The following is a 26,231-nucleotide window of genomic DNA, read 5'->3' as shown; positions in this document are numbered from 1 at the left end:
GACCGATGCGGATGAAAACCTTCCAGGCGGCGACGATGAACGAGGCGATGAGCCTCGTGCGCGACGCGCTGGGCAACGAGGCGATCATCGTGTCGACCTACACCCACCGCGACGGCGGCGGGGTGGAGATCACGGCTGCCGTCGAGCAGCGCGTCGATGAGGATTTCGCCACCGAGGAGGCGCAGAACCTGCGCTATGGCAGTGGCAACGGCCGGCTGTTTGTGCCCGACGAGGATTTCGGCGAACTCGATCCGGCCGAACTCGGCGCGCTGATCGGCGATTCGCTGTCCTGGCATGGCATCCCGGCGCGTATCGCCGAGCGGCTGATGCAGGCGGCACTGCGCGTCGGCCTCGACGATGCGGTCGGTGCGCTGGCCGAGGCGCTCGACGAGAGCTATCGCTTCCCCGGCCTCAGCGGCGACAACCGGCCGGTGATCCTGATCGGCCCGCCGGGCAGCGGCAAGAGCATCGCCACCGCCAAGATCGCTGCGCGCTGCGTGATGGAGCGTCGCCCGGTGCATGTGATTTCCACCGACAGCAGCCGGGCCGCCGCCGGCGAACAGCTCGCCGCGCTGTGCCGGGTGATGAGCGCACCCTTTATCGAGACCGCCGATCCGCGCGAGCTGGCCTATGCCGTCAATGCAGCACCAGCCGATGCCAAGCTGGTGGTCGATACCGCCGGCATCAACCTGCATGCCGCCACCGAGCGCCGCGCGCTGAAGGCGCTGATCGAGGCCTCCGGCGCCGAGCCGGTGATGGTGCTGGCCGCCGGCACCGATGCCATGGAGGCCGGCGAGCTGGCCGCCCAGGCCGTCTCGCTCGGCGCCCGCCGCTTCATTGCCACCCGCCTCGATGCCGCCCGCCGGCTCGGCGCGCTGATCGCCGCCGCCGAACTGGGCGGGCTGGCCTTTGCCGATGCCGGCGCCAGTCCCTATGTCGGCCGCGGCTTCGAGCGGCTGGATGCCCTGGCGCTGGCGCACCGGCTGCTCGCCGATCCCGATGCCGCGGTTGCCGAAGACCCGGTGACCGAGCTCAATCCCTTCGCCGCTGCCCAGCGCGGTGCGCCGAAACCTGCCGTATCCCGTTCCCCTTCATTCAGGGCTGCCGAATGACCATGACCGCCACGCTGCCGCCTGCCAATCCGCCCGCCACGCCGCCCGCCGCACCCACGGCGCGGCCGACGCGTCACCCGGCCGCGGCACTCAAGCAGCCGAACATCCTGGCCATCGCGTCTGGCAAGGGCGGCGTCGGCAAGACCTGGCTGTCGGTCACCCTGGCGCATTGCCTGGCCCGGCAGGGCCAGCGCGTGCTGCTGTTCGACGGCGATATCGGCCTCGCCAATGTCGACATCCAGCTCGGCCTGATGCCCGACCGCGACCTCGGCAGCGTGATCGCCGGCCGCTTCAGCATGGCCGATGCGGTCATGCCGTCCGAGGCCGGCTTCGACATCATCGCCGGCAAGTCCGGCTCGGCCTCGCTGTCGACGCTCGATGCCGCGGCGCTGGCCGACCTGCGCGACCAGCTGGTGCAGCTGGCGAGCTCCTACGACAAGCTGATCATCGATCTCGGCGCCGGCGTCGATGCGGTGGTGCGCACCTTCTCGGCCGCCGCCGGCGTCACGCTGGTGGTCACCAACGACGAGCCGACCGCGCTGACCGATGCCTATGCCTTCATCAAGCTGGCACGCATGGCCGACCGCAACGCCGACGTGCGCGTGGTGATCAACATCGCGCCGACCACCCGTGAGGGCGAGCGCACCCATGCCAAGCTGGCCAAGGCATCGGAGAATTTCCTGAAATACGCCCCGCCGCTGGCCGGAGTGATCCGCCGCGACGACAAGGTGCGCGATGCGATCCGCAACCAGGTGCCGCTGCTGACCCGGCATCCGATGTGCGAAGCCGCCGAAGATGTCGAGGCGCTGGCTGCCGGCCTGGCACGCACGGGCCAGCCGGCGCATTCCTGACCTGACCGGGCGCGGGGCATGACCGCGTGAGCGATATCGGTCCCGTCGTCCCGCCCCCGCCGCCGCTGCCGGTCACGACCCCCCAGCCGGCGACCCCCACACCTGCCGGCACGGTGCCGCCGCCACCGGCGCTGCCGCCGGATGGCAGCCAGACGCCGGGACAGCAGAGCGGCGGCCAGCAGAGCGGTGGACAGCAGGCCGGTAGTCAGCCTGCCGCCACGCCGCCCGCCAGCACGCCCTCCGGCAACACCGGCACCCCGCCGACCACCGGCCCGGCCACGCAGACTCCGGTCCCGCAACCCGCGCCTGTGCAGACTCCGCCGGCCTCCGGCCAGGCACCTGCAGGCCAGTCTTCGAGCGGTCAGGCTTCGACCGGCCAGGTCCCATCCGGCAACGCGGCGACGCAGATTTCCGACAGCCTGCGCGAACTGGCGCAGGGCGGTGCCTTCACCGCCCAGGCGGTGGCGCGCGACGGCGTCGCCCTGCTGGTGCGCACCGCCGCCGGTACCACGCTGTCGCTGACCGGCCTCGCGGGCGTGCTGGCACAGAACGACACGGCGCTGCTGACGGCCGTCCTCAAGCTGCAGCTCAATGCCGAAAACCCGCAGCAGGCCACGGTGACCACTGTCAACGGCAGCGCGCTGCAGCCGCCGGTCGCCGCCGTGGCCCAGCCGCCGACCGCCGCCCAGCTCGCGCTCGCCATTTCGCCGCCGCAGCCCGGCGGTGCTGCCGCGACGGCGCTGCCGACTCCCGGCCAAACGCTGACCGCCGTGGTGATCCCGCAGCCCCTGCAGGCCAGTACGACCCAGACCGCCGTCCTGCCGCCGGGCAGCCAGCTGCAGCTCGTCGTGCAGAGTGCGACGCCGCCAGCCAGCGTGCCCTCTGCGGCACAGGCCGCGGCAACACCGACTGCCGCGCAGATCGCGCAGCAGGCCACCCAGCCAGGTTCGGCGCGGGCGGTGACGTCGCCGGCCGGACTGGTGCAGACGCCGACCTCCGCCGCGACCCCGCCGGCGGGAAGCTCTACCGTGGTTCCGCCGCTGTCGGCCCTGCCGCCGGCCGGTACGTCGCAAGCGCTGGCCGCCCAGCCGCTGCCGGCACCGGGCGCGGCACTGGGCGCGGCGCCGGCCAGCACATTGCTGCCGGGCCAGCCCGCGCTTCAGGCCGGGCCGCAGTCCGGCGTGCCGGCGCTGCTCAGCGGCATCGTCACCGGCCAGAACCAGGCCGGCCAGACCCTGGTGAACACGCCGCAGGGCCTGCTGGCGCTGACATTGCCGCAGACCCTGCCGCCCGGCGCACAGGTGACGCTGGAACTCGCCGCGCTGGTACGGCCGGCGCCGCCGGCGGCCACGACGGTCGGCCCGGCACCGCTGGCCGGCGTGCTGTCGCGCCTGCAGGGCCAGTGGCCGGTGCTGCAGCAGACGCTGGACGCCATCCGCGCCGCCGACCCGGCGCTGGCCCAGCGCCTGCAGGACCAGCTGATGCCGCAGCCCAACGCCCGGCTGGCGGTCACCGCGCTGCAGTTCATGGCAGCCGCCGCCGCCGGCAGCGCCCAGGCCTGGCTCGGCAGCGAGGCGGTGCGCAAGCTGGAACAGCAGGGCAAGGGCGACCTGCTGCGCAAGCTGGACGACGATTTCCGCGACCTCGGCCGCCTCAACCAGCGCCAGGGCGACAACCAGTGGCAGGCGCTGGTGATGCCGATGTTCCTCGGCGGCCGCGTCGAGGCGATCCAGATCTTCATGCGCCGCCGGCGCGACAAGAAGCGGCAGCAGAACCAGACCCGCTTCATCATCGACTTCAACCTCGAAAGCACCGGGCCGATCCAGTTCGACGGCTTCATCAGCGTCAAGCAGCTCGATCTGATCCTGCGCTCGGAAACCACCTTTGGTCCGGCCTTCCGCCTTGATGTCTCGGCGATCTTCGAGGAGGCCATCGCGCTGACCGGCATGACCGGCTCGATCCGCTTTCACAGCCGCGAGAAGCCGCTCGACTGGCCCAGCCCGGAACTGGAATCGCGCGGCCCGACGACAGAGCTGAAGGCCTGAGCGCAAGAAGCGGATGGCATTTGCCGCCGTCAGGCCTTAGTCAGGGGCATGACACACCAACAGACTGTCACGTCCGGCATGTCGGCCTCCGTCTGGGGCCTGCTGCTCGTCCTCTCGGTCCTCTGGGGCGGCTCGTTCTTTTTCGTCGGCATGGCCGTGCGCGATCTGCCGCCGCTGACCATCGTCGCCTGCCGCGTCGGGCTCGCCGCCCTCGTGCTGCTGCCGGTGCTGTATCTGGCCGGCCTGCGCCTGCCGCGCGGCGGCACGGTCTGGCTCGCCTTTTTCGGCATGGGCCTGCTCAACAACGCGATCCCGTTCAGCCTGATCGTCTGGGCCCAGGGGCAGATCCCGAGCGGGCTGGCCTCCATCCTCAATGCCACCACGCCGATCTCGACCGCGCTGGTCGCCCATGCCTTCACGGCGGACGAAAAACTGACGGCCAACCGCATCCTCGGCGTGCTGCTCGGGCTCGCCGGTGTCGTCATCCTGCTGGGGCCGGAGCTGCTGCTGTCCGGTCTCGGCGGCAATGTGCTGGCCCAGGGTGCGGTGCTGCTGGCGACGTTGTCCTATGCCTGCGCCGGGGTATTCGGCCGTCGCTTCCGCCGCCTCGGCGTGCCGCCGCTGGCCACCGCCACCGGGCAGCTGGTTGCCTCGTCATCCATGCTGCTGCCGCTGGCGCTCGTCGTCGACCGGCCCTGGCTGCTGCCCCTGCCGGCGCTGCCGGTGCTGGCTGCGCTGGCCGGCCTGGCGCTGCTGTCGACGGCGCTGGCCTATGTGATCTTCTTCCGGGTGATGGCGGCGGCCGGCAGCAACGTTAATCTCGTGACCCTGCTGGTGCCGGTCAGCGCCATCCTGCTCGGCGTTCTGGTGCTTGGCGAAAATCTGGTGCCGCGCCAGATCGCCGGCATGGCGGTGATCGCGCTCGGCCTGCTGGCCATTGACGGAAGGGTGCTGCGGACAAGAAAACAGGACCCTCGGATCAAGTCCGAGGGTGACTAAAAAAATGAACTGGAAATTTTCGTCATGCCCGGACCAGATCCGGGCATCCCATTTTTACTAGCCCGGCGTGTTGTCGGGGCGGTCCTGGCGGCGGATGAAGCCCTGCAGGCCGGCCTCGTCCATCTCGGCCTGTTCGCGGCGCTCCTGCTTCTGGCGCTCGCGGCGTTCCCAGTTCTCTTTCACCAGCTCGTATTTCTTCAGCTCGCGGAAGCCGGCGTTGACCTCTTCCTGGGCGGCGGCGATGCGATCGATCACCTCCTCGCGCGAGACGATCAGGTTGGCATGGCGTTCGCGGTTGGCCTTGCGGTAGTTGGTGAAGCCGGTGCCCGCCTCGTAGTTCCGGGTCGCGATCTTGCGCTCGCGCTCCAGCTCCTGGTCGAGCTTTTCCATCTGGCGTTCGATGTTGCCGCGCAGGATTTCAAGATCGACGACGATGCGGCGGCGCTCGTCGAGGCGCCATTTCCACAGCCGGATCAGTCCGTCCACGCCACGCATTGCACGCTACTCCCCCTGACAGCGCCCGGCTACTGCGCGGCCTGTTCGCTGCCGCCTTCGGTGAAGATTTCCGCCAGCCTGGCGTAGCCCGACGCGAGGTCGGAGCGTTCGCTTTTCTGCTGCTTGAGGAAGGCCTCCAGCATCGGCTGGTAATGAATCGCCTCGTCGACCCTCGGGTCCGAGCCCATGCGGTAGGCGCCGAGCCGGATCAGCTCGGCCATGTCCTCGTAGGTCGCCATCAGCTGGCGCGCCCGGCTGACCAGCAGGTTCTCGTCGTCGGTGTTGCAGCCCGGCATGGTGCGCGAGATCGAGCGCAGGATGTTGATGGCGGGATAGCGGCCGCGCTCGGCAATGGCGCGTTCCATCACGATATGGCCGTCGAGAATACCGCGGGTGGCGTCCGCAATCGGCTCGTTGTGGTCGTCGCCGTCGACCAGCACGGTGAACAGTCCGGTGATGCCGCCTTCCGAGGTGCCCGGCCCGGCGCGTTCCAACAGGCGCGGCAGCTCGGCAAACGTGGTCGGCGGATAGCCCTTGGTGGTCGGCGGCTCGCCGCCCGACAGGCCGATCTCGCGCTGCGCCATGGCGAAGCGGGTGACCGAATCCATCAGGCAGAGCACCTGCAGGCCCTGGTCGCGGAAGAATTCCGCCACCGCCAGGGTCATATAGGCGGCCTGGCGGCGCACCAGGGCGGGCTCGTCCGAAGTGGCGACGACGATCACGGTGCGGGCGAGGCCCGCCTTGCCGAGATCGTCCTCGATGAATTCCTGCACCTCGCGGCCGCGTTCGCCGATCAGGCCGACCACGTTGACGTCGGCCTCGGTATAGCGCGCCATCATCGACAGCAGCACGGACTTGCCGACGCCGGAGCCGGCGAAGATGCCCATGCGCTGGCCGCGGCAGCAGGAGATGAAGGTGTTGATCGAGCGGATGCCGAGATCGATCTTCTTGCCGACGCGCTTGCGCATGTTGGCCGGCGGCGGGCTGGCGCGGAGCGGATAGGGCGCGGCGCCGTTGGCCAGCGGCGGGCCGCCGTCGAGCGGCCGGCCGAGCCCGTCGATGACACGGCCGAGCCAGCTGGGGTCCGGATAGACCACCGGCTGGTCCTCGGCGACCACGGCGCGGCAGCCGAGGCCGACGCCTTCCAGCGAGCCATAGGGCATCAAGAGCGCGCGGTTCTGGCGGAAGCCGACCACCTCGCATTCCACCTCGCGGCGGTCGCGGGTCTGCACCCGCACGCGCGAGCCGATGGAGAGATAGCGTTCCACCCCGGCGATCTCGACCAGCAGGCCCTGAATCGAGGTGACGCGGCCGGTGAAGCTCACATCCTTGATGCGGTCCAGGTCCATCAGCAGGCTGTGCACGGGCAGGCTGGTCATCGGGTCTCCCGAGAGGGGCGCTCTCGCAAGGGTCTGGGCGGGTCCGCCGGGGCCGGTTCGGGCGGCCGTCCGGGGCGGGGCCCACCCTAGGGGTTAAAGCCTTAACTGCCGGTAAAACCGACAGAAAGTTGCTTTTCGGCAGCGAATACCCGTCATCCTAGCACGGAGGGGTCGCTTTCGCCCGCGCCGGGGAACCATGAGGCCATTAATTCGTTAACTTTGTTTATTAACACTGGTAAATTAAGGCGAATCGGGCTGCCACCAAGGGGGGTGCCATGCGTGTGCTGCTGATCGAGGACGACGCCGCGATGGCCAAGAGCATCGAGATGATGCTCGGCCAGGAAGGCTTTAACGTTTACCGGACGGAATACGGCGAAGAGGGTCTCGACCTCGGCAAGCTGTATGACTACGACATCATCGTGCTCGACCTGAACCTGCCCGACATGCACGGCTACGATGTGCTGAAAAAGCTGCGTGCCGCCAAGGTTGATACCCCGATCCTGATCCTCTCGGGCATGGGCGAGGCGGACAAGAAGGTGAAGGGCCTCGGCTTCGGCGCCGACGACTACATCACCAAGCCGTTCAACAAGGACGAGCTGGTCGCCCGCATCAACGCCATCGTCCGTCGCGCCAAGGGCCATTCCCAGTCGGTGATCCAGACCGGCAAGCTGACCGTCAACCTCGACGCCAAGTCGGTCGAGGTCGAGGGCGGCCGGCTGCATCTGACCGGCAAGGAATACGCCATGCTGGAGCTGCTGTCCTTGCGCAAGGGCACGACCCTGACCAAGGAGATGTTCCTCAACCATCTCTACGGCGGCATGGACGAGCCCGAGCTGAAGATCATCGACGTCTTCATCTGCAAGCTGCGCAAGAAGATCGCCTCCGCCACCAGCGGCGACAATTACATCGAGACGGTCTGGGGTCGCGGCTATGTGCTGCGCGACCAGGTCGAACCGGTTGCCGCCACCGCCAAGCGGGCCGCCGGCGCGCGTTAGCCGCGCCCAAAGCGGACTCGGGGTCATGAAATCCCTGCTCGGCCAGTGGCAGCTCTGGGCCCTGCTGTCGGCCGGCTTCGCCGCTTTGACCGCGATCTTCGCCAAGATCGGCGTCGAGGCCGTCGCCTCCGATTTCGCCACCTTCATCCGCACCATCGTCATCCTGGCACTAGTCTCGGCGATCCTGATCGCCACCGGCCAGTGGCAGCCGCCGGGCAGCGTGCCCGGCCGCACCTGGCTCTATCTGGTGCTGTCGGGCTGCGCCACCGGCGCTTCGTGGCTGTGCTATTTCCGCGCGCTGAAAATCGGCGATGCCGCCCGCGTCGCGCCGGTCGACAAGCTCAGCGTCGTCTTCGTCGCCATCTTCGGCGCCCTGTTGCTGGGCGAGAAGCTGTCGCTGCTCAACTGGTTCGGCGTCGCACTGATCGCCGGCGGCGCGATCCTGGTGGCGCTTTAGTCCCTAGCGTCGCGCCTGGTCGGGCCAGAAGCGCACGCCTTCGCGGGCAAGGCCGCCGCCGGTGCCGATGGGTGTGCCGTCGGCGCGCCAGCAGGCCGCACCGGTCATGCTGCCATCGGCGTTGAAGCGGATCGCATTCATGCCGCCGCCGACATGGGGCACCGGCAGCACGTCATGGCCGCGTGCCGCCAGCGCCTTGCCGATCGCCGGGCCGAAGCCCTCTTCCAGTTCGACTTTCTGGCCCTGCGTCCACAGGCGCGGCGCTTCCACCGCTTCCTGCAGGTCCATGCCGTGGTCGATCAGGTTGACCATCGCCTGCATGGCCGAGCCGAAGATGCGTAAGCCCCCCGGCAGGCCGAGCGCATAGGCCGGCTTGCCGTCCTTCAGGATGATGCTCGGTGCCATCGAGGTGGTGATGCGCTTGCCCGGCGCCACCGACAGGGCTTTGCCCGGATGCGGATCGAACAGGTACATGTAGTTGTTGGGGATGATGCCGGTGCCGGGCAGGATGAAACGGGCACCGAACAGCGAATTGATCGTCTGCGTGCTGGCGATGATGTTGCCGTCGCGGTCGGCCACGGTGACATGGGTGGTGTTCGGCGATTCACCCGCCGCCACCCCGGCGCTCCAGCTCTGCGCGCGGGCCATGTCGATCTGCGCGCGGCGCTCGTCGGCATAGGCCTTCGAAATCAGCTTGGCCACCGGCACGTTGACGAAGGCCGGGTCGGCGGTGGCCGCCGCGCGGTCGGCGAAGGCGATCTTGAGCACTTCTGCCAGCAGGTGCAGATGATCGGTCGAGCCAAATCCCATGCTGCCGATGTCAAAGCCTTCGAGGATGTTCAGCATCTGCACGACGTGCACGCCGCCGGACGAGGGCGGCGGCGGCCCGACGATCTCGTAGCCCCGATAGGGACTGCGCACCGGTTCGCGTTCGATGGTGCGATAGGCGGCCAGGTCATCCAGCGTGATCAGGCCGCTTGCGGCCTCCAGCCCCTCGACGACCCAGCGCCCGAGCGAGCCGCCATACAGGGCGGCCGGCCCATGGGCGGCGATCTGCCGCAGGCTCGCGGCATAATCCGACTGCACCAGTTTCGATCCGGCCGGCAACGGCTTGCCGCCGGGCAGATAGAGCTGCGCGATCTCGGCATTCTGCGCCAGGTCGCCGGCGGCCTCGGCGGCGCATTCCGACAGATACGGCGTCACCGTGAAACCGCGTGCGGCATGGCGGATGGCGGGTTCCATCACATCGGCGAGCGGCAGGCGGCCGAAGCGGGCGAGCGCCTCGCACCAGCCCTTGAGCGTGCCGGGCACGGCGACGGCTTTCGCGCCGACCGCATTCTCGCGGCCCTCGGTCTCGAGATAGCTCGGGCCCGGCGTGTCGCTGGTGGCGCGATAGGTCTCGGGCCCGGCGGCGGCCGGCGCGGTCGCCAGCCCGTCGATCACCCGGTGGCTGCCGTCACCGAGGCGGATATGCGCCATGCCGCCGCCGAAAATGCCGACCATCATCGGCTCGACCACGGTCAGCGTGAACAGCGCGGCAATCGCCGCATCGATGGCGTTGCCGCCGGACGCCAGCATCTCGGCGCCGGCCGCAGAGGCCAGCGGATGATTGGTCACCACCATGCCGCCGCTGGCGCTGGCCGGCGTCTTCTCGGGCATGAAGGGGGCGGTGGCGCGGTTGCGCCAGGAGGCTTCGATCATCGGCGGACGTCCTCTTGATAAGGGCCGAGCATGACGACCGTATCCGGCCGGCGCAACCCGCCAGGCCCGGAAAGCCGTTGCCCGCGGCAATGCCGTGCGGATTACGGCGCGACGCTGATGGTCACGGTGTCGTCGCCGGTCCGCACGGCGATGCGGCAGCCGGCCATGGCGGCCAGCTTCCGTGCATAACGGGCCAGCGCTGCCTGCGGTTCGCGCGGCCAGTCGCCGTCGCCGAGGCCGGCCGCCGCCGTCTCGGACCAGCGCAGGCTGCTGCCCTGGCCGGTGATACGCCAGCCGTTTTTCGCCGTATCGCGGGCCAGCGTCAGCGTGCCGCCGCGCACCAGAGCCTGGGCGGCGAGCAGCAGCAGCAGCAGCACGGCCTTGCCGAGCGGCTTGGGCAGGCTGCCGGCCGGCTCGTCGGGCAGGATGGCGGTGATCTTGCCGCCGGCGAAATAGGCCTCGGCCACCCGCGCCAGTTCGGGCAGCGCCAGCGGCTCGTCCAGGCTGCCCGAGGCACCGAGCGCCTGGCGGAAAAACGCCAGCCGCCGTGCCGCGTCGCCGCCCGACATGGCGATCAGGCCGATCGCCTCGTCGCGCATGGCGGGGTCGGTTTCCTCGGCCAGCAGCTCGATGCCGTTGTTGATGGCGCCGATGCTGCCGGCGAGGTCGTGGCAGAGCCGCGAGCAGATCAGCGCGACCAGGTCGAGGTCTTCAGCGGGAACATCGGCGGTGCCGGACATGGATTTTCCCCGGTGGCATGGTGGCAGCAGGGTGCCGCCGTGTTTAGGATAGCCCTGTCTAAAGCGGCCGGGGCGGGGGATCAACCGGCGGTGCGGCACCGAAGGCGGACCCGAAACACGCATGCAGGCATCATATGCACCGGGCGACTGGGTGGAACACCCCTATCAGCCCGACTGGGGCGCCGGCCAGGTCCAGTCGGCAATCGGATCGCGCGTCACCGTCAATTTCCTGCATGCCGGCAAGCAGCTGATCAACACCGACCAGGTGCCGCTGCGTGTTATCCAGCCACCCGAAGCCTGAGAGTTCCCCGAGCGTAAGATGACCGTGCCGTCCGACCATCCCGAGATCCTGGCTCCGGCCATCCTGACCCTGGCCCGCAAGGCCGGTGCGGTGATCATGCAGGTCTACGCGACGGCGTTCGACAGCCGCGCCAAGGCCGACCATTCGCCGGTCACCGATGCCGACGAGGCCGCCGAGGCGGTGATCCTCGCCGGCCTGCGCGCGCTGACCCCCGATATTCCGGTGATCGCCGAGGAACAGGCGGCGCGCGGCCGCCTGCCGGCGCTCGGGCCCGGCCCGTTCTGGCTGGTCGATCCGCTCGACGGCACCCGCGAGTTCATCGGCCGCAACGGCGATTTCACCGTCAACATCGCCCTGATCGGTGCCGACCGCCGGCCGCAGCTCGGCGTCGTGCTGGCGCCGGCCTGCGACGGCGGCATCGCCTGGCTTGGCATGGCGGGGCAGGGGGCGCGGCGCTATGACGGCCCTGACGACATCACCGGCGCGCCGGTCCGCGCCCGCGCGGTCCCCGCTGACGGCGCCACCGTGCTGGTCAGCCGCAACCACCGTGACGCCGAGACCGATGCCTGGCTGGCGACGCAGCATGTCGCCGCCGAAGTCACCGCGGGCTCGTCGCTGAAATTCTGCCGCATCGCCGAAGGGGCCGCCGATCTCTATCCGCGCTTTGCCTCGATCATGGAATGGGACACCGCGGCAGGCCAGGCCGTGCTGGAAGCCGCCGGCGGCGCCGTCATCACCTGGGACGACGTGCCGCTGTCTTACGGCAAGCCGGGCTTCCGCAATCCCGGCTATCTGGCGCGCGGACTGGTGGGCTGATGCATCATCTCGCCCAGCTGATCGACGAATTCGGCTATCTCGCGGTTGTGGTCGGCACTTTCCTGGAAGGTGAGACCATCCTGGTGCTGGCGGGTTTCGCCGCGCATCAGGGCTATCTCAACCTCGGCTGGACGATCCTGGCCGCCTTTATCGGTTCGGCGGCCGGCGACCAGCTGTGGTTCCTGCTGGCGCGCTATCACGGCCGGCGCTGGCTCGACCGCCGGCCGGGCCTGGCGGCGCGGCTGGCGCCGGCGTCGCGCTGGCTCGAACGCAATCCGACACTGTTCATCCTCGGCTTCCGCTTCGTCTACGGCATCCGCAATGTCGCGCCGGTGGCGATCGGCCTCAGTGACATCCCGGCCCGGCGCTTCGTGCTGCTCAATCTGCTGGCGGCTGCCGTCTGGGCCTGCCTGTTCGCGGTGATCGGCTATGTGTTCGGCGAGGCGGTGGAAGCCGTGCTCGGCCGGCTCAAGGCCGTCGAGCAGCATCTGTTCGCGGCCGGCGTGCTCTGCGTGCTGTTTTACTTCGCGGCGCGCTGGCTGGCAGGCGTGATCCGTCGCCGCATCGGCTAGTAGCCGTCGCGGCCGCCGCCATCCATCTTGTCGGGATCGAGATCGTCGTAGAGGTCCGGCGGCGCCGGCTGGAAGCCGCGCAGCTTGGCGTAGCGCAGCAGCTGTTGCGGCGTCAGGACGTCATGGGCGGCCAGATGGCTGCGCAGCCGCACGGCGCGCAGGCGGCCCTGCAGGGCGCCGAGCTGGGCGGTGATGCCATCAATGCGCGCCGGGCTGATGTTGTTCTGGGCGAAGGCGAAATCGAGCCGGCGTTCCTCGAGGGCGATGCGCCGGCTCAGTGCGTTCAGCTCGCCATCGGATTTCTGCTGCAGGGCGCGCAGGTCCTGGCGCTGCGCCGGCGCCAACGCCAGCTGGTCGGCCATCTGCAGAACGGTTTCCGGGGCGGGGTAGAGATTGCGTTCGGCGGCCGTCGAATCGCCATCGGTCAGCGCCGCCACCAGCGGCTTCTGTTCGATGGCCGCAGGCGTCTCGCCGGCGGTGCGGGCAGCCGGATCGGCCTGGCGATGGGTCAGGGCGCCAAACGCCACCCCCATCACCAACAGCAGGCCAAGCGCCAGCGTGGCGACAAAGCGTCGCGTCATTCATGTCTCCAACGGGGTCGTGCAACCGCCGTGGCGGATGCATCCATGAACGCATGATATAGGGCAGTGAATGCTATCTGTCGGTGACGATGATCACGTCTGCCGCTGGGTCAACTGCGTAAAGTTTTTCGACATCGGCCTGCCGGCGCTCCAGCGTGGCGCGCTGGTTGATATAGCCCTTGTCGGTAATCTCGTTGGCGTCGATCTGCGGCGGTTCGGACAGCAGCAGCACGCGGCGCACCTGCAGCGACGAGCCACCCTGTGTCGTATTGTATGCGGCCAGCCGTTCGGCGATCTGCCGGTGCAGGGCCGCCGGCTCCAGCTCTTTCGCCGCGGCGGTCGGCCAGGCCAGCAGGCCGACGGAGTCGCGATCCTGCCCGGTCACCACGGCATCCTGCAGCAACGGCGAACAGGCGGCGAGGGCTGCCACGCGCACACCGCCGACATGCACCCAGGTCCCGGTCGTCAGCTTGAAGTCCTCGGCAATGCGGCCATCGAAGACCATGCCGCGCTCGGGCGCGGCGTCATCGGCCAGCTTCGCCGCATCACCCATGCAGTAGAAGCCGTCCTCGTCGAAGGCCTTGCGGGTCTGCTCCGGGTTGCCGAGATAGCCCGGCGTCACGTTCGGGCCCTTGACGCGGACCTCGAACTTGCCGGCGCTGGGCACGAATTTCACCTGCACGCCGGGCACCGGCACGCCGATCACGCCGGCCCGTTCGATCGGATAATGCGCCGCGGTCGCCATCGGCGCCGTCTCGGTCGAACCCCAGCTCGAGGTCATGCAGACGCGCTTGCCCAGCACATGGATCGACAGCGCCTCGAGCCGGGTCCACAGGTCGGGCGGCAGGGCGGCGCCGGCATAGAAGATCATCTGCAGCCGGTTGAAGAAGCGGCGGCAGAGCGCGTCGTCCTTTTCCAGATGCGGTAGCAGCATGGCGTAACCGGCCGGCACGTTGAAATAGACCGTGGGCGAGACCTCGCGCAGGTTGGCAATGGTCTTCTCGACCAGGCCCGGCGCCGGCTTGCCGTCGTCGATATGCAAGGTGCCGCCCTGGCGCAGCACCATGTTGAAATTGTGATTGCCGCCGAAGGTGTGGTTCCACGGCAGCCAGTCGAGCAGCACCGGCGGCGTCGCCTTCAGGAACGGCCAGATCTGCGCGATGGCCTGCTGGTTGCTCATCATCATGCGGTGGGTGTTGATCACCCCCTTGGGCAGGCCGGTGGAGCCGGAGGTGAACAGATACTTCGACACCCAGTCGGGCCGGATCGCCCCGAAGCGCGCATCCACTGCGGCAGTCGGCGCGGTTGCCAGCAGGGTGGCGAGATCGGTGACCTGCTCGACTCCGGCCGGCAGGGCCGCCAGCACTTTCGCAAACGGGGCGCCGGCGGCATAGACCAGTTTCGGTTTCACCAGCCCGAAGATGTGGTGCACCTTGGCGAAGTCGCCGCTCATCAGCGAATAGGCGACGCTCACCGGCACCACCGGCACGCCGGCGACGAAGCCGCCCAGCATCAGCAGCGCATGGTCGATGCTGTTGCCCGACAGGATCAGGATCGCATCCTGCTGGCCGAGGCCACGGTCGAGCAGGCTCTGTGCAATGCGCCGCGCCGCCGCCCAGGCTTCGCCATAGGTGATGCGGCGCCAGCCATCGGCCGCGGTGACGCTGCGCTCGGCGATGAAAACCGCGTCGGGCCGCGCCCCGGCATGTTTCTGCAGCAGCAGTCCGGCATGGTCGGCGTAGGAGCCGAGCGGTTCTTCCGATTCGAGGATAAAGCCGCCATCGCCATGCGCGCGGCGGCGGATGCGCGGTGTGGCCAGATCGAGGGCGATGAATGGCGGTTTGGCCGCGCCGGCAATCCGGGCGTCGGTCATGGCATCCTCCGGTCGTTTCTTCCCTGCCGGGGTTTGTAACCCAGCATTACAATTATGGCCGCATGATACCCGATGCGGCCCGCCGCTCAAGCAGAATCAGCAGGGCGGCAGAATCAGCAGACCGGAGAAATCAGGCGTTGATGTCGATGACGGCGCGGCCGCGCACCTGGCCGGCGAGGATCTTCGGCGCCAGCTCGAAAATCTCCGACAGCGGATGCACCTCCGCCATGGCGGCCAGCTTGTCCTTCGGCAGGTCCTTGGCGAGCTGCCACCAGGCGCGCTTGCGGCGATGCATCGGCGCCATCACCGAATCGATGCCGAGCAGGCTGACATTGCGCAGGATGAAGGGAAACACGCTGGCCGGCAGGTCGGTACCGCCCGCCAGGCCGCAGGCGGCGACCCAGCCGCCGTATTTCACCTGGGACAGCACGGTCGCCAGAGTCTGGCCGCCGACCGAATCGACGGCGGCCGTCCAGCGCTCCTTCGCCATCGGTGCGCCCTTCTGGGCGAGTTCCGCGCGATCGACAAAGCCGGCAGCGCCGAGCGATGCCAGATAGTCATGGGTCTCCGGCCGCCCGGTCGCGGCGATGACGCGATAGCCCTTCTGCGCCAGCAGGGTGACGGCGACCGAGCCGACGCCGCCGGCGGCACCGGTGACCAGCACTTCCGCGTCCTTGTCCGGCGTCAGTCCGGCATCTTCCAGGGCCTGCACGCAGAGCATCGCGGTATAGCCGGCAGTGCCGATGGCCATGGCCTCCTGCAGCGAGAAGGCATCCGGCGGATGCACCAGCCACTCGCTTTTCAGCCGGGCATATTTCGCATAACCGCCCCACTGGGTTTCCGACAGGCCGAAGCCGTTCACCACCACCTTGTCGCCGGGCCTGAACTCGGCACTGGTCGATTCCACCACGGTGCCGGCGATGTCGATGCCGCCGACCATGGGCAGCTTGCGGGCGATGCGGCCGCCGGTCAGTGCCAGGCCGTCCTTGTAGTTCAGGGTCGAATAGGCGACCTCGACCAGCACGTCATGCTGTGGCAGGTCGGACAGTTTCAGCTGCCTGAAGGCGGCTTTCGGCTTGCCGTCGACATCCTCGATCAGTACGGCGCGGAAGGTGTCGGACATGGGCGATCCCTATTCCTTTTTTGCGTCATGCCCGCGAAAGCGGGCATCCCATTCAATGGGATCCCGGGGCGTCGCTGACGCTGCGCCCGGGATGACGATTGTGTTTGGCTTTGTTACCGCAGCGGTTCGAGGATCGAGACGTAGTTCGCCGTGGCGACGCCGCCCATGTTGAACACGCCGCCGAGCTGGGGCGCCTTGAGCTGGATGTCGCCGGCGCTGCCATTGAGCTGCATCGCTGCCATCACATGCATGGACACGCCGGTGGCGCCGATCGGATGGCCTTTCGATTTCAGGCCGCCCGAGGGGTTGATCGGCAGCTTGCCGTCGGCCTGGGTCCAGCCTTCCATGATTGCTTTCGCGCCCTGGCCCGGCGCAGTCAGGCCCATCGCCTCGTATTCGATCAGCTCGGCAATGGTGAAGCAGTCATGGCTTTCGGCAAACGACAGGTCCCAGACGCTGAGGCCTGCCTCGGCGAGCGCATCGGCCCAGGCTTTCGCCGGGCCTTCGAAGGCAATGACATCGCGCTTGGCCATCGGCAGGTAATCCTGCACATGTTTGGCGGCACGGAAGGCGATGGCCTTTTTCATGCCGAGCGCGGTCTGCACGTCGGTCAGCACCAGCGCCGCGGCGCCGTCGGAGACCATCGAGCAATCGGTGCGGCGCATGCCGCCGACCACCAGCGGGTTCTTGTCGGACACCGTCCTGCAGAAGTCGTAGCCGAAATCCTTCTGCATATGGGCGAGCGGGTTCTTCGCGCCGTTCTTGTGGTTCTTCGCCGCGATCATCGCGGTGGCATCCGACTGGTCGCCGTAGCGCTGGAAATACTGCGCCTGGATGGCATCGAACACGCCGGCGAAACCGCCTTCGTTGAACACCTCAGTCTTGCGATAGCTCGCCTTCAGCAGCACGTTGCCGACCACGCTGGTCGGCGCGGCGGTCATCTTCTCGACGCCGACGCAGAGCACGAAGCGGGCCTTCTTCGCGGCAATGGCATTCAGGCCCTGGTAGACCGCGGCCGAGCCGGTGGCGCAGGCGTTTTCCACGCGGGTCGCCGGCTTGAAGCGCAGGCCCGGATCGGCCTGCAGCACCAGCGCGGCGGTGAAATCCTGGTCGGTCAGGCCGCCGTTGAAATGGCCGAGATAGATGGCATCGACATCCCGCGGTTCGATGCCGGCGTCGCGAATCGCGCCGACGGCGACCTCGACGATCAGGTCCTCGGCATCCCTGCCGTCCAGTTTGCCGAACTTGCTGTGATTCCAGCCGACGATGCAGGCGGTCATGACTTCCTCCGGGTCTCTTGGCGGCTCTCGGGGCCGTTTCTGGGGTCGGAGTAACAGAGTGTGCCGGGCAGGGTTAGTCAAGCAACCGGGCCGTGCCGGCGCGGCCCGGTTTGGCGCGGGCGCGGCAAATCGCCATTTTCATGCGTCAAGAACATTATAGGAAAATATGGGCTTGAAATCTGCACTGATGTCGCGCAAAGTTCCTTTAATGTTCTTATAAAGGAGCCCGCCATGATCCGGTCCGTTCCGCCGCGCCAGCCCGCCAGCTGTCCCCCGTTCGACCCGCCCAGCCTCGACGACCTCGACTATCTGCCCGATCCGCTCGGCCGGCCGGGCACGGGCTTTTACGAGCAGAAACCGAAAGCCGCCGACATCCGCGGCTGGGAAGAGCCGCGCGATGACTGACGGCCGCGCCGCCGGGTTTGGCAGCAGGAGCCCGTGAGTGCCAATTTCTGTCACGTTTACAAAATCTTATTGCAATGCAACGGACACTTTCGGCAGGCTTTGACTGTTGGTACGCCGGCCCTGTCGGTGATTCGCCAGTTGGTGGTCCCGGATATCGGGTGCGGCTCCCGCAGAAGCAGGAGGCGAAGATGTCCGATCATTCCCTCAACCCGACTCCCGCAGGCCGGGATCCGGCAGAGCGGACCGCACGGCTGCAGCGGCTGCTGACCTGCCGCCTGACCACGGCGGAAATCCTCTACCACATGCCCGACCACCCGGCCCTGCTGCAGAGCTATGTCTGGCAGGACTACGACCTGGCGCCGAAATTCCCCGGCCTGCAGAAGTTTCTCGGCTTTTGGGAATCGAGCCTCGACGGCCGGCTGCATTCGGTGCGCGTGGTGTCGGCCCGGCTGGTCAGCCCGGCGGAATACCGCGCCGCCGCGGCCAGTTACGACCTGCACTGATCCAGGGCACTGACGCCAGGCATTGGCACCGGAGCCGCCGGGCCTGTGAAGCTGCTGCCGGTATGCTAGTCTGCGGCCGCCTCATAGCCATCTGCGAGTCGGGAATATGTCGCTGGTTCAGTATCTTGAAGAGTCCGCCGCACTGATCGCCAAAGCGGCGACGCCCGAACGCGCCGCCCGCGTCGACGCCGCCATTGCTGCCATCGTCGCGGCGCTGGGCGCCGACCGGCCGCTGCTGGTCTGTGGCAATGGCGGCTCGGCGTCGGATGCCATGCATATCGCCGGCGAACTGGTCGGCCGCTTCCTCAAGGAACGCCGCGGGCTCAACTGCATTGCGCTCGGCGCCGATACCGCGACGCTGACCGCCTGGGCCAACGATTACGATTATGCCAGCGTCTTTGCCCGCCAGGTCGAGGCCTATGGTCGCGCCGGCGGCGTGCTGCTCGGCATCACCACCTCGGGCAATTCCGCCAATGTGCTGCAGGCGGCCGAAGCGGCGAAGGCCAGGGGCATGACGGTAATCGGCCTGACCGGCGAGGGCGGCGGCAGGCTGGCGCCGCTGTGCGACATCCTGATTGATACACCGTCGCGGCACACCCCGCATGTACAGCAGATTCACGCCTGTCTCTATCATTACATCTGCGAGCAGGCCGAGGCAGCGCTGGCTGTCTGACAGGTTCTTGACCATCCGATCCGTTAACGACTTGTGAAGGCGGGGCTGAAAGAATCCGGTGGCATCCGCCGACCCAAGAGGGGATCGGCCCAAGGGGGTTCCGTGAGTGCTGCATTCGAAAAGGTAAAGGCGGCGGCCGAGGCCTACGAGCGGTCGATTCCGGCCGTTACGGTCCCGATCCGGGACAAGTCCTTCAGCATGGTTGTGCCGAACCTGAAATGCCTGGGCTTTGCCCTGACTGCGGCGACCCGCGAGCCGGCCACCAATGCCTGGATCTATGGCTTCAGGCCGGGCGAGGTCTTCTTCGACGTCGGCGCCAACAACGGCCTCTATGGCCTGATTGCCGCCGTGGTCGCCGGCTGCGAGGTGCATGCCTTCGAGCCGCATTTCGCCAGTTATTACGTGCTGACGCGGAACATCTTCGTCAACAAGCTGCAGGACCGGATGTTCTCCTATCCGATCGCCGTGGCCGATACGGAAAGCTGCGGCAAGATGTTTCTCAGCAGTATTACCGCGGGCAAGTCGCTGAACAATTTCGGCGATGCGCGCCCGAGCGACGATCCGCTGTGGAACGCGACGATCCCGCAGGGCTCGGTGTCGATGAGCCTTGACCGTTTTTCCGAGCAGACCGGGATCGTGCCGCACCATATCAAGATCGATGTCGACGGCATCGAGCCGTTGATCATTGCCGGTGCGGCGAAGCTGCTGGCCAATCCGAAACTGGTCAGTGTGATGGTCGAGACGATGGAACAGCTGGAAAGCCACCGGCCGATCCACCAGCACATGCTGGATGCGGGCTTCACCCGCTTCGTCAAGGATCCGGCCGGCATCTTCTATTTCCGCAGCTGAGCGGCGCATCCCGATGTGCGGTATTACCGGCTACCTGAATTTTGGCAACCGCCGTGCACCGGATCATCTCGCGGCACTGATCGGCCGTATGAATGCCGCGGTTGCCCATCGCGGGCCGGATGACCGGGGCCAGTGGCATGACCCGGAAAATTACTGCCACCTCGGCCATACCCGGCTCAGTATCATCGACCTGTCGTCCGCCGGCCACCAGCCGATGCACACCGCCGACGAGCGTTATGTCATCACCTTCAATGGCGAGATTTACAACTTCCAGGCCTTGCGGCGACTGCTTGAGAAAGACGGCGCGGTGTTCCGCACCGCGACCGATACCGAAGTCCTGCTGAACGGCTTCGCCCTGCTCGGCACCAGGCTGTTCGAATATATCGACGGCATGTATGCGCTGGCGATCTTCGATCGCGAGACCCGCTGCCTGACGTTGGCCCGCGACCGCGCCGGCGAGAAGCCGCTCTACTATGCCGCGACCGACAGCCTGTTCGCCTTCGCCTCCGAACTGCGACCGCTGCTGGAGATTGCCGACCTACCGGTGGCGCTGTCGGAAGAGGCGCTGGCGCAGTATTTCACCTTCCGCTACGTGCCCGAGCCGGACAGCATGCTGGCACCGATCCGCAAGCTCGAACCCGGCATGATGCTGCAGGTTTTCTCCGACGGCCGGCAGCGCCGGCAGCGGCATTTTTCCTTTGTTATCGACCAGGATGGTGAAGCCCCGGCTTCCGATATCGAGAATTACACCAGCGTTCTCGAGAAGGTCCTGACCCAGGCCCTGCGCGACCGGCTCAACAGCGACGTGCCGCTCGGCATGTTCCTGTCCAGCGGGGTTGATTCCTCGCTGGCCTGTGCGTTGCTGACGAAAGAACTTGGCCAGTCGGTGAAAACCTTCACCATCGGCTTTGAGGGCGATCCGCAATCCGAGCATCGGGCGGCCCGTGACATTGCCGCGACGCTGGGCGCCGAGCATCACGAGCATATTTTCAGCGCGGCCGATTTCGACCGCATCTGCGACGACATAGGGCAGCTGCTCGACGAGCCGAACGGCGACCGCAGTTGCGTGCCGACTTACCTACTGGCGGAATTCACCCGCAAGCACGTCACCGTGGCGATCTCCGGCGATGCCGGCGACGAGCTCTATGGCGGCTATGGCCGCTATCCGGCCTTTGCCATCGCCTATGACCGGATGACCGATTTCGTGCCGTCCACCATGGTGCAGACCTATATCGAACGCGGCCTGCCGGTGACGGCGGCTGACGCGGTGCGGGCGGCCTTCCCGCAGGGCTATGCCGCCGTGCAGGCGCAATACGAGAAATATGCGCCGCTGTTCATGCATCCGCAGCGGCCGGCGCTGCATGCCCTGCGCCAGCTCGATTTCAATACCTACCTGCCCGGCGCCGTACTGGCCAAGGTCGACCGCATGAGCATGCGGCACGGCCTGGAGACGCGCACGCCGTACCTCTATCCGACCGTGATCAAGCTGGCGGCCAAGGCCAGCCAGGACCTGTGCATGACCGGGCCGGTGCAGAATCCGGTGCAGAAAGTGGCCATGCGGCATTTGCTGGCGCGCTATCTGCCGCAGCAGCACGTGCAGGCGCCGAAAAAGGGTTTCGGCATGCCGCTCAGTGTGTTCTTCAACAATAAGCCGCGCATCGAGGCGGAGATGACCGCGGCCTATCGCCGGCTGGCCGATACCCGCTTTTTCGGCGCGCGACCCGGTGCGCTGGACCGGCTGTTCGCCGGCATCGGCGGCAATATCAACGCAGTCTGGGCCGGCATCGTGCTGGCGCGCTGGATCGACAGCGTGGAACGCCCGTTATGACCGCGCCCGAATCGAAAACTCCGGGGCCGCAATCCATGGAGGAGCTGGTCGAGCATGCCGCCGGCCAGGTCACCGACGCCCTGCCGCCCGCAGTGGAGGCGCGGCTGCGGGATCTGATCGGCCGCTTTGATGCGGCGGTCGCCGGCCTGGCACCGGTGCCGCTGACCTGTGTGATCTTCCATCTGACCCTGCCACCCGATGCGCGGCGGATCGATTATGTCGACATCCAGGCCGACCAGGGCAAGATCGACTATATCGCCGTGCTGCAGCATGCCTTCGCCATGGCGCGTGCCTTCAATCCCGATTGCCGCATCCTCTATATCACCGGTGAGGCGGATGACGCCGACTTCGTGCCCGCCGACGTGACCGTAGTCCGTCTGCCGCTGGAGCCGCGCCACCTGATGTACGAGCGCGTCGTGGCGATCAGCGCCTATGTGCAGTCGCGGGCTTTCGCGTCGGATACCGCGTTCCTCGACAGCGACGCCTTCGTCAATCTGCCCCTGGCGCCGCTGTTCCGGCTGCCCTTCGATGTGGCGGTGACCTATCGCAACGATCCGGGCCTGATGAAGATCAACGAGGGCGTCATCTTCGCCTCGCCGCGTCGGGGGCTGGCGGCGCGCGGATTTTTCCGCCGCTATCTCGCCACCTACGAAGCACTGCGTGGCGATCCTGTGGTGGTCGGGCAGTACAAGGAAATCCGTCGCTGGCGCGGCGGCCAGCTCTCGCTGTCTGCCGTTTCCCATATCGCCGGTGTGGTCAGCGAAACCGACATCCGCAAGGTCGCCGGTGCCCTGGTCCGCTACCTGCCGTGCAATTCCTGTAACTTCTTCGTCCGCGACGGCGACAAATGGCCTCACGTCATCCTGCAGCGCAAATTTGTCCTGCACCTCAAGGGGCCGACCAAGAATGCTGTCGCTGCCGTGGCGGCCTTCCAGGTCAACTGGAGCCATCAGGTGCCGGAGGAGGGCTCCCTGGCCGCCAGGCCGGACCCGGTTCAGGCACCGGCCCGGCCACCGGCCGCGATGCCGCGGATCGGCGATCTGCCGGTCATCGGCGACATGCCCCGCATCGGCGATCCGCCACGCCTCGGCAACCCGTCGCCGGCGCCAGGTACGTCGCCCGGGCTGGGCGCCGGTTATGTCAAACCGATGTTTTCCTTCATCAACAAGGAATATAATAAGCCACCGTTCGCCCTGCCTGCCGTGCGGCAGAAGTTCGCCATGATATTGCAGGCAGTGCTGCAGACGATGGGCGCCAACCAGCCGGACAGCGGTGCCTTCGCTGCCGACGACATGGTGATCTGGTTCCGCAACCTCGGCTTTCTCGAACAGGAAGACTTCATCGCTGCCTTCGGCCCCTATCTTGCCGATCCGACACTACGCGCCCGCATCTGGCGCATCTACATGCTGTGCTGGGGCGTGAAGAGCTGTGTCGGCCTGCCTGGCGATTTCATGGATGTCGGCTGCTACGACGGCCGCACCGTGGAAATCATGGAACGCTACTGCAATTTCCAGACGGTTCCGGACAAAACCTGGTGGCTGTACGACATGTTCGAGAATCCGCCGCAAGAGGCGCGCAAGGCCAGCCATGGACCGCAGCTGTTTGAGAGGGTACAGCAGACTTTCGAGTCGCGTGGACGTTTCCGTGTCATCAAGGGGCCGGTACCGGAGAGTTTCGCGCAGGGCCTGCCCGACCGGGTTGCCTTCGCGCAGATCGACCTGAATGCAGCGGAACCGGAAATCGGCACCCTGCATGCTATCTATGACCGTATCGTGCCCGGCGGACTGATCATTTTCGACGATTACGGCTTCCGCCGGCATCGGCCTAGCTTTGTTGCCGAGCTGGAGTATTTCACCCGGCGCGGCCAGATCGTCTGGGAAAGCCCGACCGGGCAGGGGCTGTTCATCAAGCGCTGACAGACCGTCAGCACTGGCCGTCAGCCCATTTTCCTGAGGATGGCCATTTCGCGATAGAAGTGGACAAATTCCACGTCGCTCTGCCGCCAGTCCATCTGCATCAGCACATTGTTGATGAAACTGATGAAATGCCGGCGGTCGAAGCGGTCGGGCTCGATCTTGAACGGCAGCAGCTTCGGGTAGGCCGGGTTATGGGTACATTTCAGGTCTTCGATCACATAGAGCCCGCCGGGCTTGAGGGCCGGCCAGTTGACCCGAAGGGCATCGACGATATCGGCGCTGACATGCGAGCCGTCGTCGATGATGACATCGCAGTCCCGGGCGAAGGTCTGCTGTGTCGCATTGCCGATCTCGATGCGGATATTGGGATAGCTGCGGCACAGCTGGCTGCAGTCCGGCCGGATATCGGCGCCGATGATCTCGGCATCGCTGAAATAGCGTGACCAGGTCTTCAGCGAACTGCCGCAGGCGACGCCAATCTCGAGCAGCTTCACGCCCGGCTTCTGGCGCAGCGGCCCGAGGTATTTCTCGTAGACCTCGGTATAGCGGTGCTTGATGCTGCCCTTGTCGGTTTTGAAATGGTCGGCCAGCTCGGTCAGGCTGGCACGGGCATAGTCGATCACCTCCGACGGCTCGTAGTCCACCGGCGGCGTGGTATCCAGCGAATAAATCCGGTCGGCGGAAGGAGCCTGGCCAGCGGTCGCAGTCATCGGTGGAAATCCCTGTGGTGAGGGCCGCGGTTATCCGGCGGCGACAAAATGCGTGTCGACGCCGGTCTTGCCGGAGCGGCCGAGTGTGCCTTCGTTGCTGAAGGCGCGCGGATTGAGCGGGCAGCCGGTGCAGATCGGCGTCTTCTGTTCGAGGAAATCGCGGATCCAGCCGAGCACGCCGGGCTGCCGCCAGGCCTGGGCAAAGCTCATTTCGCCGACATTGGTATAGCCGAACTGCGAGGGGTCGAAGGTGGTGCAGCAGGGCGTCAGATAGCCCTGCACCGAGATGGCTGGACGGAACCACGGTGCGGTGCAGATGTCGCCCTTGGGGCGGGTGAAGTTCGGCAGGATGACCGGCAGGCCGGCGAAGGTATGTGCCGAGGCGCGCAGCAGGATGATGAACTCCGCGCGCTGTTCGCCGGTCATCAGGCCGTAGGGCTCGCCGTAGTCCTGGAATTCCTGCATGTGGACCGGCGGAGCGCCCAGTTCGCGCAGTTGCCGCAGCGTGTCGGGGATGTCGCGGTAATTCACCGCGCTGACCACCATCGAGATATGCAGCGGCAGTTTCTTCTGCAGGCAGGCGGCGATGTTGGATTTCAGCTTCTCGGTCTTGGTGCCGGCGCGCATGCGCTCGGCAATGCCGGGCTCGAAGCTGTCGACCGAAATCCAGAATTCGTCGAGGCCTGCCGCCACCGCCTCGGCATAATAGTCGGCCGAGCGCGTGATGCCGTTCGAGGTGACCTTCATGCGCTTGAACTTGCCGCTTTGGCGGGCCATGGCGACCAGTTCGACGAACTGCGGGTGCAAGGTCGGCTCGCCGATGCCGTGCAGGGTGACGAAGCCGGTGGGCGGCCAGCCGCCCAGGATACGCTGGAACAGCTGCAGATCCATATGCTGGTCGACCCAGCTGTCATTCGCGATGCCCATGGTGCGCGGACAGCCGGCGCACTTGAGATTGCACAGCGTGGTGATCTCGATGGTCAGCTTCTGGATCGCGCTTGGGGCAGCGAAGAGATTCATCATGCGGCTCCTGGACCGGCTATTCTGGCGCGGCCCGCTGGAAGTAGGCGGTCTGTATCGGCACTGGCGGAGCGGCCGGTATTCTACCGGGCGGCATCCGCAGAGGACCAGACTATACGATGCCTGAGGGGGCTTACCAAAAGCTTAATGGCGGCGTCCTGCGCCACGACAGCCGGCGGGAAATATTATTTATTATATCAATGGTTTAGAATAATCTGGCGAGTCTATTTCGCCTCCAGCGTCGCCTTCAGATAGCTGAGCAGCGGATACAGCCCGGCCATCAGGGCGATCAGGAAGCCATACGGCCCCTCGCGATAGCCCTTGCGGGTAACGTAGCATTTGTAGAAGCGGGTAAACAGGCGGCGTACATTGGCGCGGAAGCTGCCGATATCCTCGCCGGCGGCGGCCCGCGCCCGCAGATCGGCGCCGCGCGCGGTGGTATACCGGTCGAGCCGGCGGATCATGTCCGAGATGTCGCGGTCGACATAATGGATCATGCGGGATTTCAGGAAGCGCCGTTCGCCTTGCAGCTCCAGCGCCGGATGCACGCGCTGGCCGCCCCAGTGCTTGGCGCCTTTGGCGAACAGCCGCGGCGCCATCATCACGCCGAAGGCTCCGCCCCAGCCATAGCGCACGAGACGCGCGCCGACATAGTTGTCGAAGGGGATCAGGTAATGGGCGAAGGGCGCCGTGGCGATCTCGGCGCGGATCTCGGCCGCCATCTCCGGCGGCACGCGCTCGTCGGCATCGACCTCGACGATCCAGTCGCCGCTGCAGGCGGCGATGCCGGTGTTGCGGCGCTCGCCCTCCAGCGGCCAGCCACCCTCGACCAGTTTCGCGCCGAAGCCGGCGGCGATGGCGCGCGAATTGTCGGTGCAGCGATCGAGCACCACGACGATCTCGTCGGCGAAGTGCAGCCGCTCCAGGCAATCGGCGAGCTGGGCTTCCTCGTTGTGGGCCACGACGAGGGCGGAGAGTTTCGGCGGGGATGCAGGTGCCGTCATTAG

26 protein-coding genes are annotated in these 26,231 nt (G+C 67.0%); 15 read left to right on the top strand and 11 right to left on the bottom strand.

Translation table 11 applies throughout. The annotated features are described in order from the left end of the window. Nucleotides 1-5: 5 nt before the first annotated feature. From ACFOOQ_RS06280 to ACFOOQ_RS06265, 4 genes are read left to right on the top strand one after another with little or no spacing between them, the layout of a single operon-like run. A complete protein-coding gene (locus tag ACFOOQ_RS06280; protein ID WP_379723145.1) occupies nt 6-1,112 on the top strand; it encodes a flagellar biosynthesis protein FlhF in 1,107 nt (368 codons plus the stop codon). Further along, a complete protein-coding gene (locus ACFOOQ_RS06275) occupies nt 1,109-1,963 on the top strand; it encodes a MinD/ParA family protein (protein WP_379723142.1) in 855 nt (284 codons plus the stop codon). Before ACFOOQ_RS06280 ends, ACFOOQ_RS06275 begins: the two co-directional genes overlap by 4 nt. Nucleotides 1,964-1,989: 26 nt before the next feature. Further along, nucleotides 1,990-4,008, top strand: a complete 2,019-nt coding sequence (locus ACFOOQ_RS06270; RefSeq protein ID WP_379723139.1) for a hypothetical protein — start codon at nt 1,990-1,992, stop codon at nt 4,006-4,008. A 48-nt stretch (nt 4,009-4,056) separates the two neighbouring features. Continuing rightward, nucleotides 4,057-5,007, top strand: a complete 951-nt coding sequence (locus tag ACFOOQ_RS06265) for a DMT family transporter (RefSeq protein WP_379723136.1) — start codon at nt 4,057-4,059, stop codon at nt 5,005-5,007. Nucleotides 5,008-5,064: 57 nt separating this feature from the next. On the opposite strand, the gene ACFOOQ_RS06260 is transcribed toward ACFOOQ_RS06265, so the two are convergent. After that, nucleotides 5,065-5,502 carry a hypothetical protein gene (locus ACFOOQ_RS06260; protein WP_379723133.1) on the bottom strand — a complete coding sequence of 146 codons (438 nt, stop codon included), beginning with the start codon at nt 5,500-5,502 and terminating at the stop codon, nt 5,065-5,067. Between the two features lie 29 nt (nt 5,503-5,531). Beyond that, the gene (fliI, locus tag ACFOOQ_RS06255) at nt 5,532-6,881 is read right to left on the bottom strand and encodes a flagellar protein export ATPase FliI (RefSeq protein ID WP_379723130.1); all 1,350 of its coding nucleotides are present in this window, start codon (nt 6,879-6,881) and stop codon (nt 5,532-5,534) included. Between the two features lie 275 nt (nt 6,882-7,156). Here fliI and ctrA point away from each other — a divergent pair, with 275 nt between their 5' ends. Next, nucleotides 7,157-7,876: a response regulator transcription factor CtrA gene (gene ctrA / locus ACFOOQ_RS06250; RefSeq protein ID WP_379723127.1), complete on the top strand. Its 720-nt coding sequence runs from the start codon at nt 7,157-7,159 to the stop codon at nt 7,874-7,876. A 25-nt stretch (nt 7,877-7,901) separates the two neighbouring features. Beyond that, nucleotides 7,902-8,333, top strand: coding sequence for an EamA family transporter (locus ACFOOQ_RS06245; RefSeq protein WP_379723124.1), 432 nt, complete (start codon nt 7,902-7,904; stop codon nt 8,331-8,333). Between the two features lie 3 nt (nt 8,334-8,336). Here the strand turns inward: ACFOOQ_RS06245 and ggt are convergent, their stop codons facing one another. Beyond that, nucleotides 8,337-10,034: a gamma-glutamyltransferase gene (gene ggt / locus ACFOOQ_RS06240; protein ID WP_379723121.1), complete on the bottom strand. Its 1,698-nt coding sequence runs from the start codon at nt 10,032-10,034 to the stop codon at nt 8,337-8,339. Between the two features lie 101 nt (nt 10,035-10,135). Continuing rightward, nucleotides 10,136-10,774 carry a histidine phosphotransferase family protein gene (locus ACFOOQ_RS06235; protein ID WP_379723118.1) on the bottom strand — a complete coding sequence of 213 codons (639 nt, stop codon included), beginning with the start codon at nt 10,772-10,774 and terminating at the stop codon, nt 10,136-10,138. A gap of 121 nt (nt 10,775-10,895) precedes the next feature. Between ACFOOQ_RS06235 and ACFOOQ_RS06230 the strand changes: the two genes are divergently transcribed. From ACFOOQ_RS06230 to ACFOOQ_RS06220, 3 genes are read left to right on the top strand one after another with little or no spacing between them, the layout of a single operon-like run. Further along, the gene (locus ACFOOQ_RS06230) at nt 10,896-11,075 is read left to right on the top strand and encodes a DUF3553 domain-containing protein (protein ID WP_379723115.1); all 180 of its coding nucleotides are present in this window, start codon (nt 10,896-10,898) and stop codon (nt 11,073-11,075) included. Nucleotides 11,076-11,093: 18 nt separating this feature from the next. Further along, on the top strand, nt 11,094-11,891 hold the full coding sequence (cysQ, locus tag ACFOOQ_RS06225; RefSeq protein ID WP_379723112.1) for a 3'(2'),5'-bisphosphate nucleotidase CysQ: 798 nt from the start codon (nt 11,094-11,096) through the stop codon (nt 11,889-11,891). Beyond that, nucleotides 11,891-12,463 carry a DedA family protein gene (locus tag ACFOOQ_RS06220; RefSeq protein WP_379723109.1) on the top strand — a complete coding sequence of 191 codons (573 nt, stop codon included), beginning with the start codon at nt 11,891-11,893 and terminating at the stop codon, nt 12,461-12,463. Before cysQ ends, ACFOOQ_RS06220 begins: the two co-directional genes overlap by 1 nt. On the opposite strand, the gene ACFOOQ_RS06215 is transcribed toward ACFOOQ_RS06220, so the two are convergent. The 4 genes from ACFOOQ_RS06215 to ACFOOQ_RS06200 form a co-directional block, all read right to left on the bottom strand. Continuing rightward, a complete protein-coding gene (locus ACFOOQ_RS06215) occupies nt 12,460-13,044 on the bottom strand; it encodes a Spy/CpxP family protein refolding chaperone (protein WP_379723106.1) in 585 nt (194 codons plus the stop codon). The genes ACFOOQ_RS06220 and ACFOOQ_RS06215 overlap by 4 nt on opposite strands. Nucleotides 13,045-13,117: 73 nt before the next feature. Next, the gene (locus tag ACFOOQ_RS06210) at nt 13,118-14,917 is read right to left on the bottom strand and encodes a feruloyl-CoA synthase (protein ID WP_379723103.1); all 1,800 of its coding nucleotides are present in this window, start codon (nt 14,915-14,917) and stop codon (nt 13,118-13,120) included. Nucleotides 14,918-15,047: 130 nt separating this feature from the next. Then, nucleotides 15,048-16,040, bottom strand: a complete 993-nt coding sequence (gene acuI / locus ACFOOQ_RS06205) for an acrylyl-CoA reductase (NADPH) (protein ID WP_379723100.1) — start codon at nt 16,038-16,040, stop codon at nt 15,048-15,050. Nucleotides 16,041-16,153: 113 nt separating this feature from the next. Continuing rightward, nucleotides 16,154-17,320, bottom strand: coding sequence for an acetyl-CoA acetyltransferase (locus ACFOOQ_RS06200; protein ID WP_379723097.1), 1,167 nt, complete (start codon nt 17,318-17,320; stop codon nt 16,154-16,156). A gap of 231 nt (nt 17,321-17,551) precedes the next feature. Between ACFOOQ_RS06200 and ACFOOQ_RS06195 the strand changes: the two genes are divergently transcribed. The 6 genes from ACFOOQ_RS06195 to ACFOOQ_RS06170 all read left to right on the top strand — a co-directional run bounded on the left by ACFOOQ_RS06195 (nt 17,552) and on the right by ACFOOQ_RS06170 (nt 23,494). Then, a complete protein-coding gene (locus ACFOOQ_RS06195; RefSeq protein WP_379723094.1) occupies nt 17,552-17,725 on the top strand; it encodes a hypothetical protein in 174 nt (57 codons plus the stop codon). Nucleotides 17,726-17,913: 188 nt separating this feature from the next. Beyond that, the gene (locus tag ACFOOQ_RS06190; protein ID WP_379723091.1) at nt 17,914-18,228 is read left to right on the top strand and encodes an usg protein; all 315 of its coding nucleotides are present in this window, start codon (nt 17,914-17,916) and stop codon (nt 18,226-18,228) included. Nucleotides 18,229-18,334: 106 nt separating this feature from the next. Further along, the gene (locus ACFOOQ_RS06185; RefSeq protein WP_379723088.1) at nt 18,335-18,901 is read left to right on the top strand and encodes a D-sedoheptulose-7-phosphate isomerase; all 567 of its coding nucleotides are present in this window, start codon (nt 18,335-18,337) and stop codon (nt 18,899-18,901) included. A 102-nt stretch (nt 18,902-19,003) separates the two neighbouring features. Then, nucleotides 19,004-19,750 (top strand): FkbM family methyltransferase, encoded by a 747-nt coding sequence (locus tag ACFOOQ_RS06180; RefSeq protein WP_379723086.1) that lies wholly within the window; start codon nt 19,004-19,006, stop codon nt 19,748-19,750. A 13-nt stretch (nt 19,751-19,763) separates the two neighbouring features. Next, nucleotides 19,764-21,578, top strand: a complete 1,815-nt coding sequence (asnB, locus tag ACFOOQ_RS06175) for an asparagine synthase (glutamine-hydrolyzing) (protein ID WP_379723083.1) — start codon at nt 19,764-19,766, stop codon at nt 21,576-21,578. Then, on the top strand, nt 21,575-23,494 hold the full coding sequence (locus ACFOOQ_RS06170; RefSeq protein ID WP_379723080.1) for a TylF/MycF/NovP-related O-methyltransferase: 1,920 nt from the start codon (nt 21,575-21,577) through the stop codon (nt 23,492-23,494). The genes asnB and ACFOOQ_RS06170 overlap by 4 nt, the downstream gene beginning before the upstream one ends. 20 nt (nt 23,495-23,514) lie before the next feature. Here the strand turns inward: ACFOOQ_RS06170 and ACFOOQ_RS06165 are convergent, their stop codons facing one another. The 3 genes from ACFOOQ_RS06165 to ACFOOQ_RS06155 form a co-directional block, all read right to left on the bottom strand. Further along, complete coding sequence (locus ACFOOQ_RS06165) at nt 23,515-24,204, bottom strand: class I SAM-dependent methyltransferase (protein WP_379723078.1); 690 nt, start codon at nt 24,202-24,204, stop codon at nt 23,515-23,517. Between the two features lie 30 nt (nt 24,205-24,234). Then, nucleotides 24,235-25,224 (bottom strand): radical SAM/SPASM domain-containing protein, encoded by a 990-nt coding sequence (locus tag ACFOOQ_RS06160; RefSeq protein WP_379723075.1) that lies wholly within the window; start codon nt 25,222-25,224, stop codon nt 24,235-24,237. 224 nt (nt 25,225-25,448) lie between these two features. Continuing rightward, the gene (locus ACFOOQ_RS06155) at nt 25,449-26,228 is read right to left on the bottom strand and encodes a glycosyltransferase family 2 protein (RefSeq protein ID WP_379723072.1); all 780 of its coding nucleotides are present in this window, start codon (nt 26,226-26,228) and stop codon (nt 25,449-25,451) included. Between the last annotated feature and the right edge of the window lie 3 nt (nt 26,229-26,231).

This window comes from Ferrovibrio xuzhouensis, assembly GCF_042648965.1.
Taxonomy (GTDB): domain Bacteria; phylum Pseudomonadota; class Alphaproteobacteria; order Ferrovibrionales; family Ferrovibrionaceae; genus Ferrovibrio; species Ferrovibrio xuzhouensis.
This window is presented reverse-complemented; position numbering and strand designations above follow the sequence as displayed.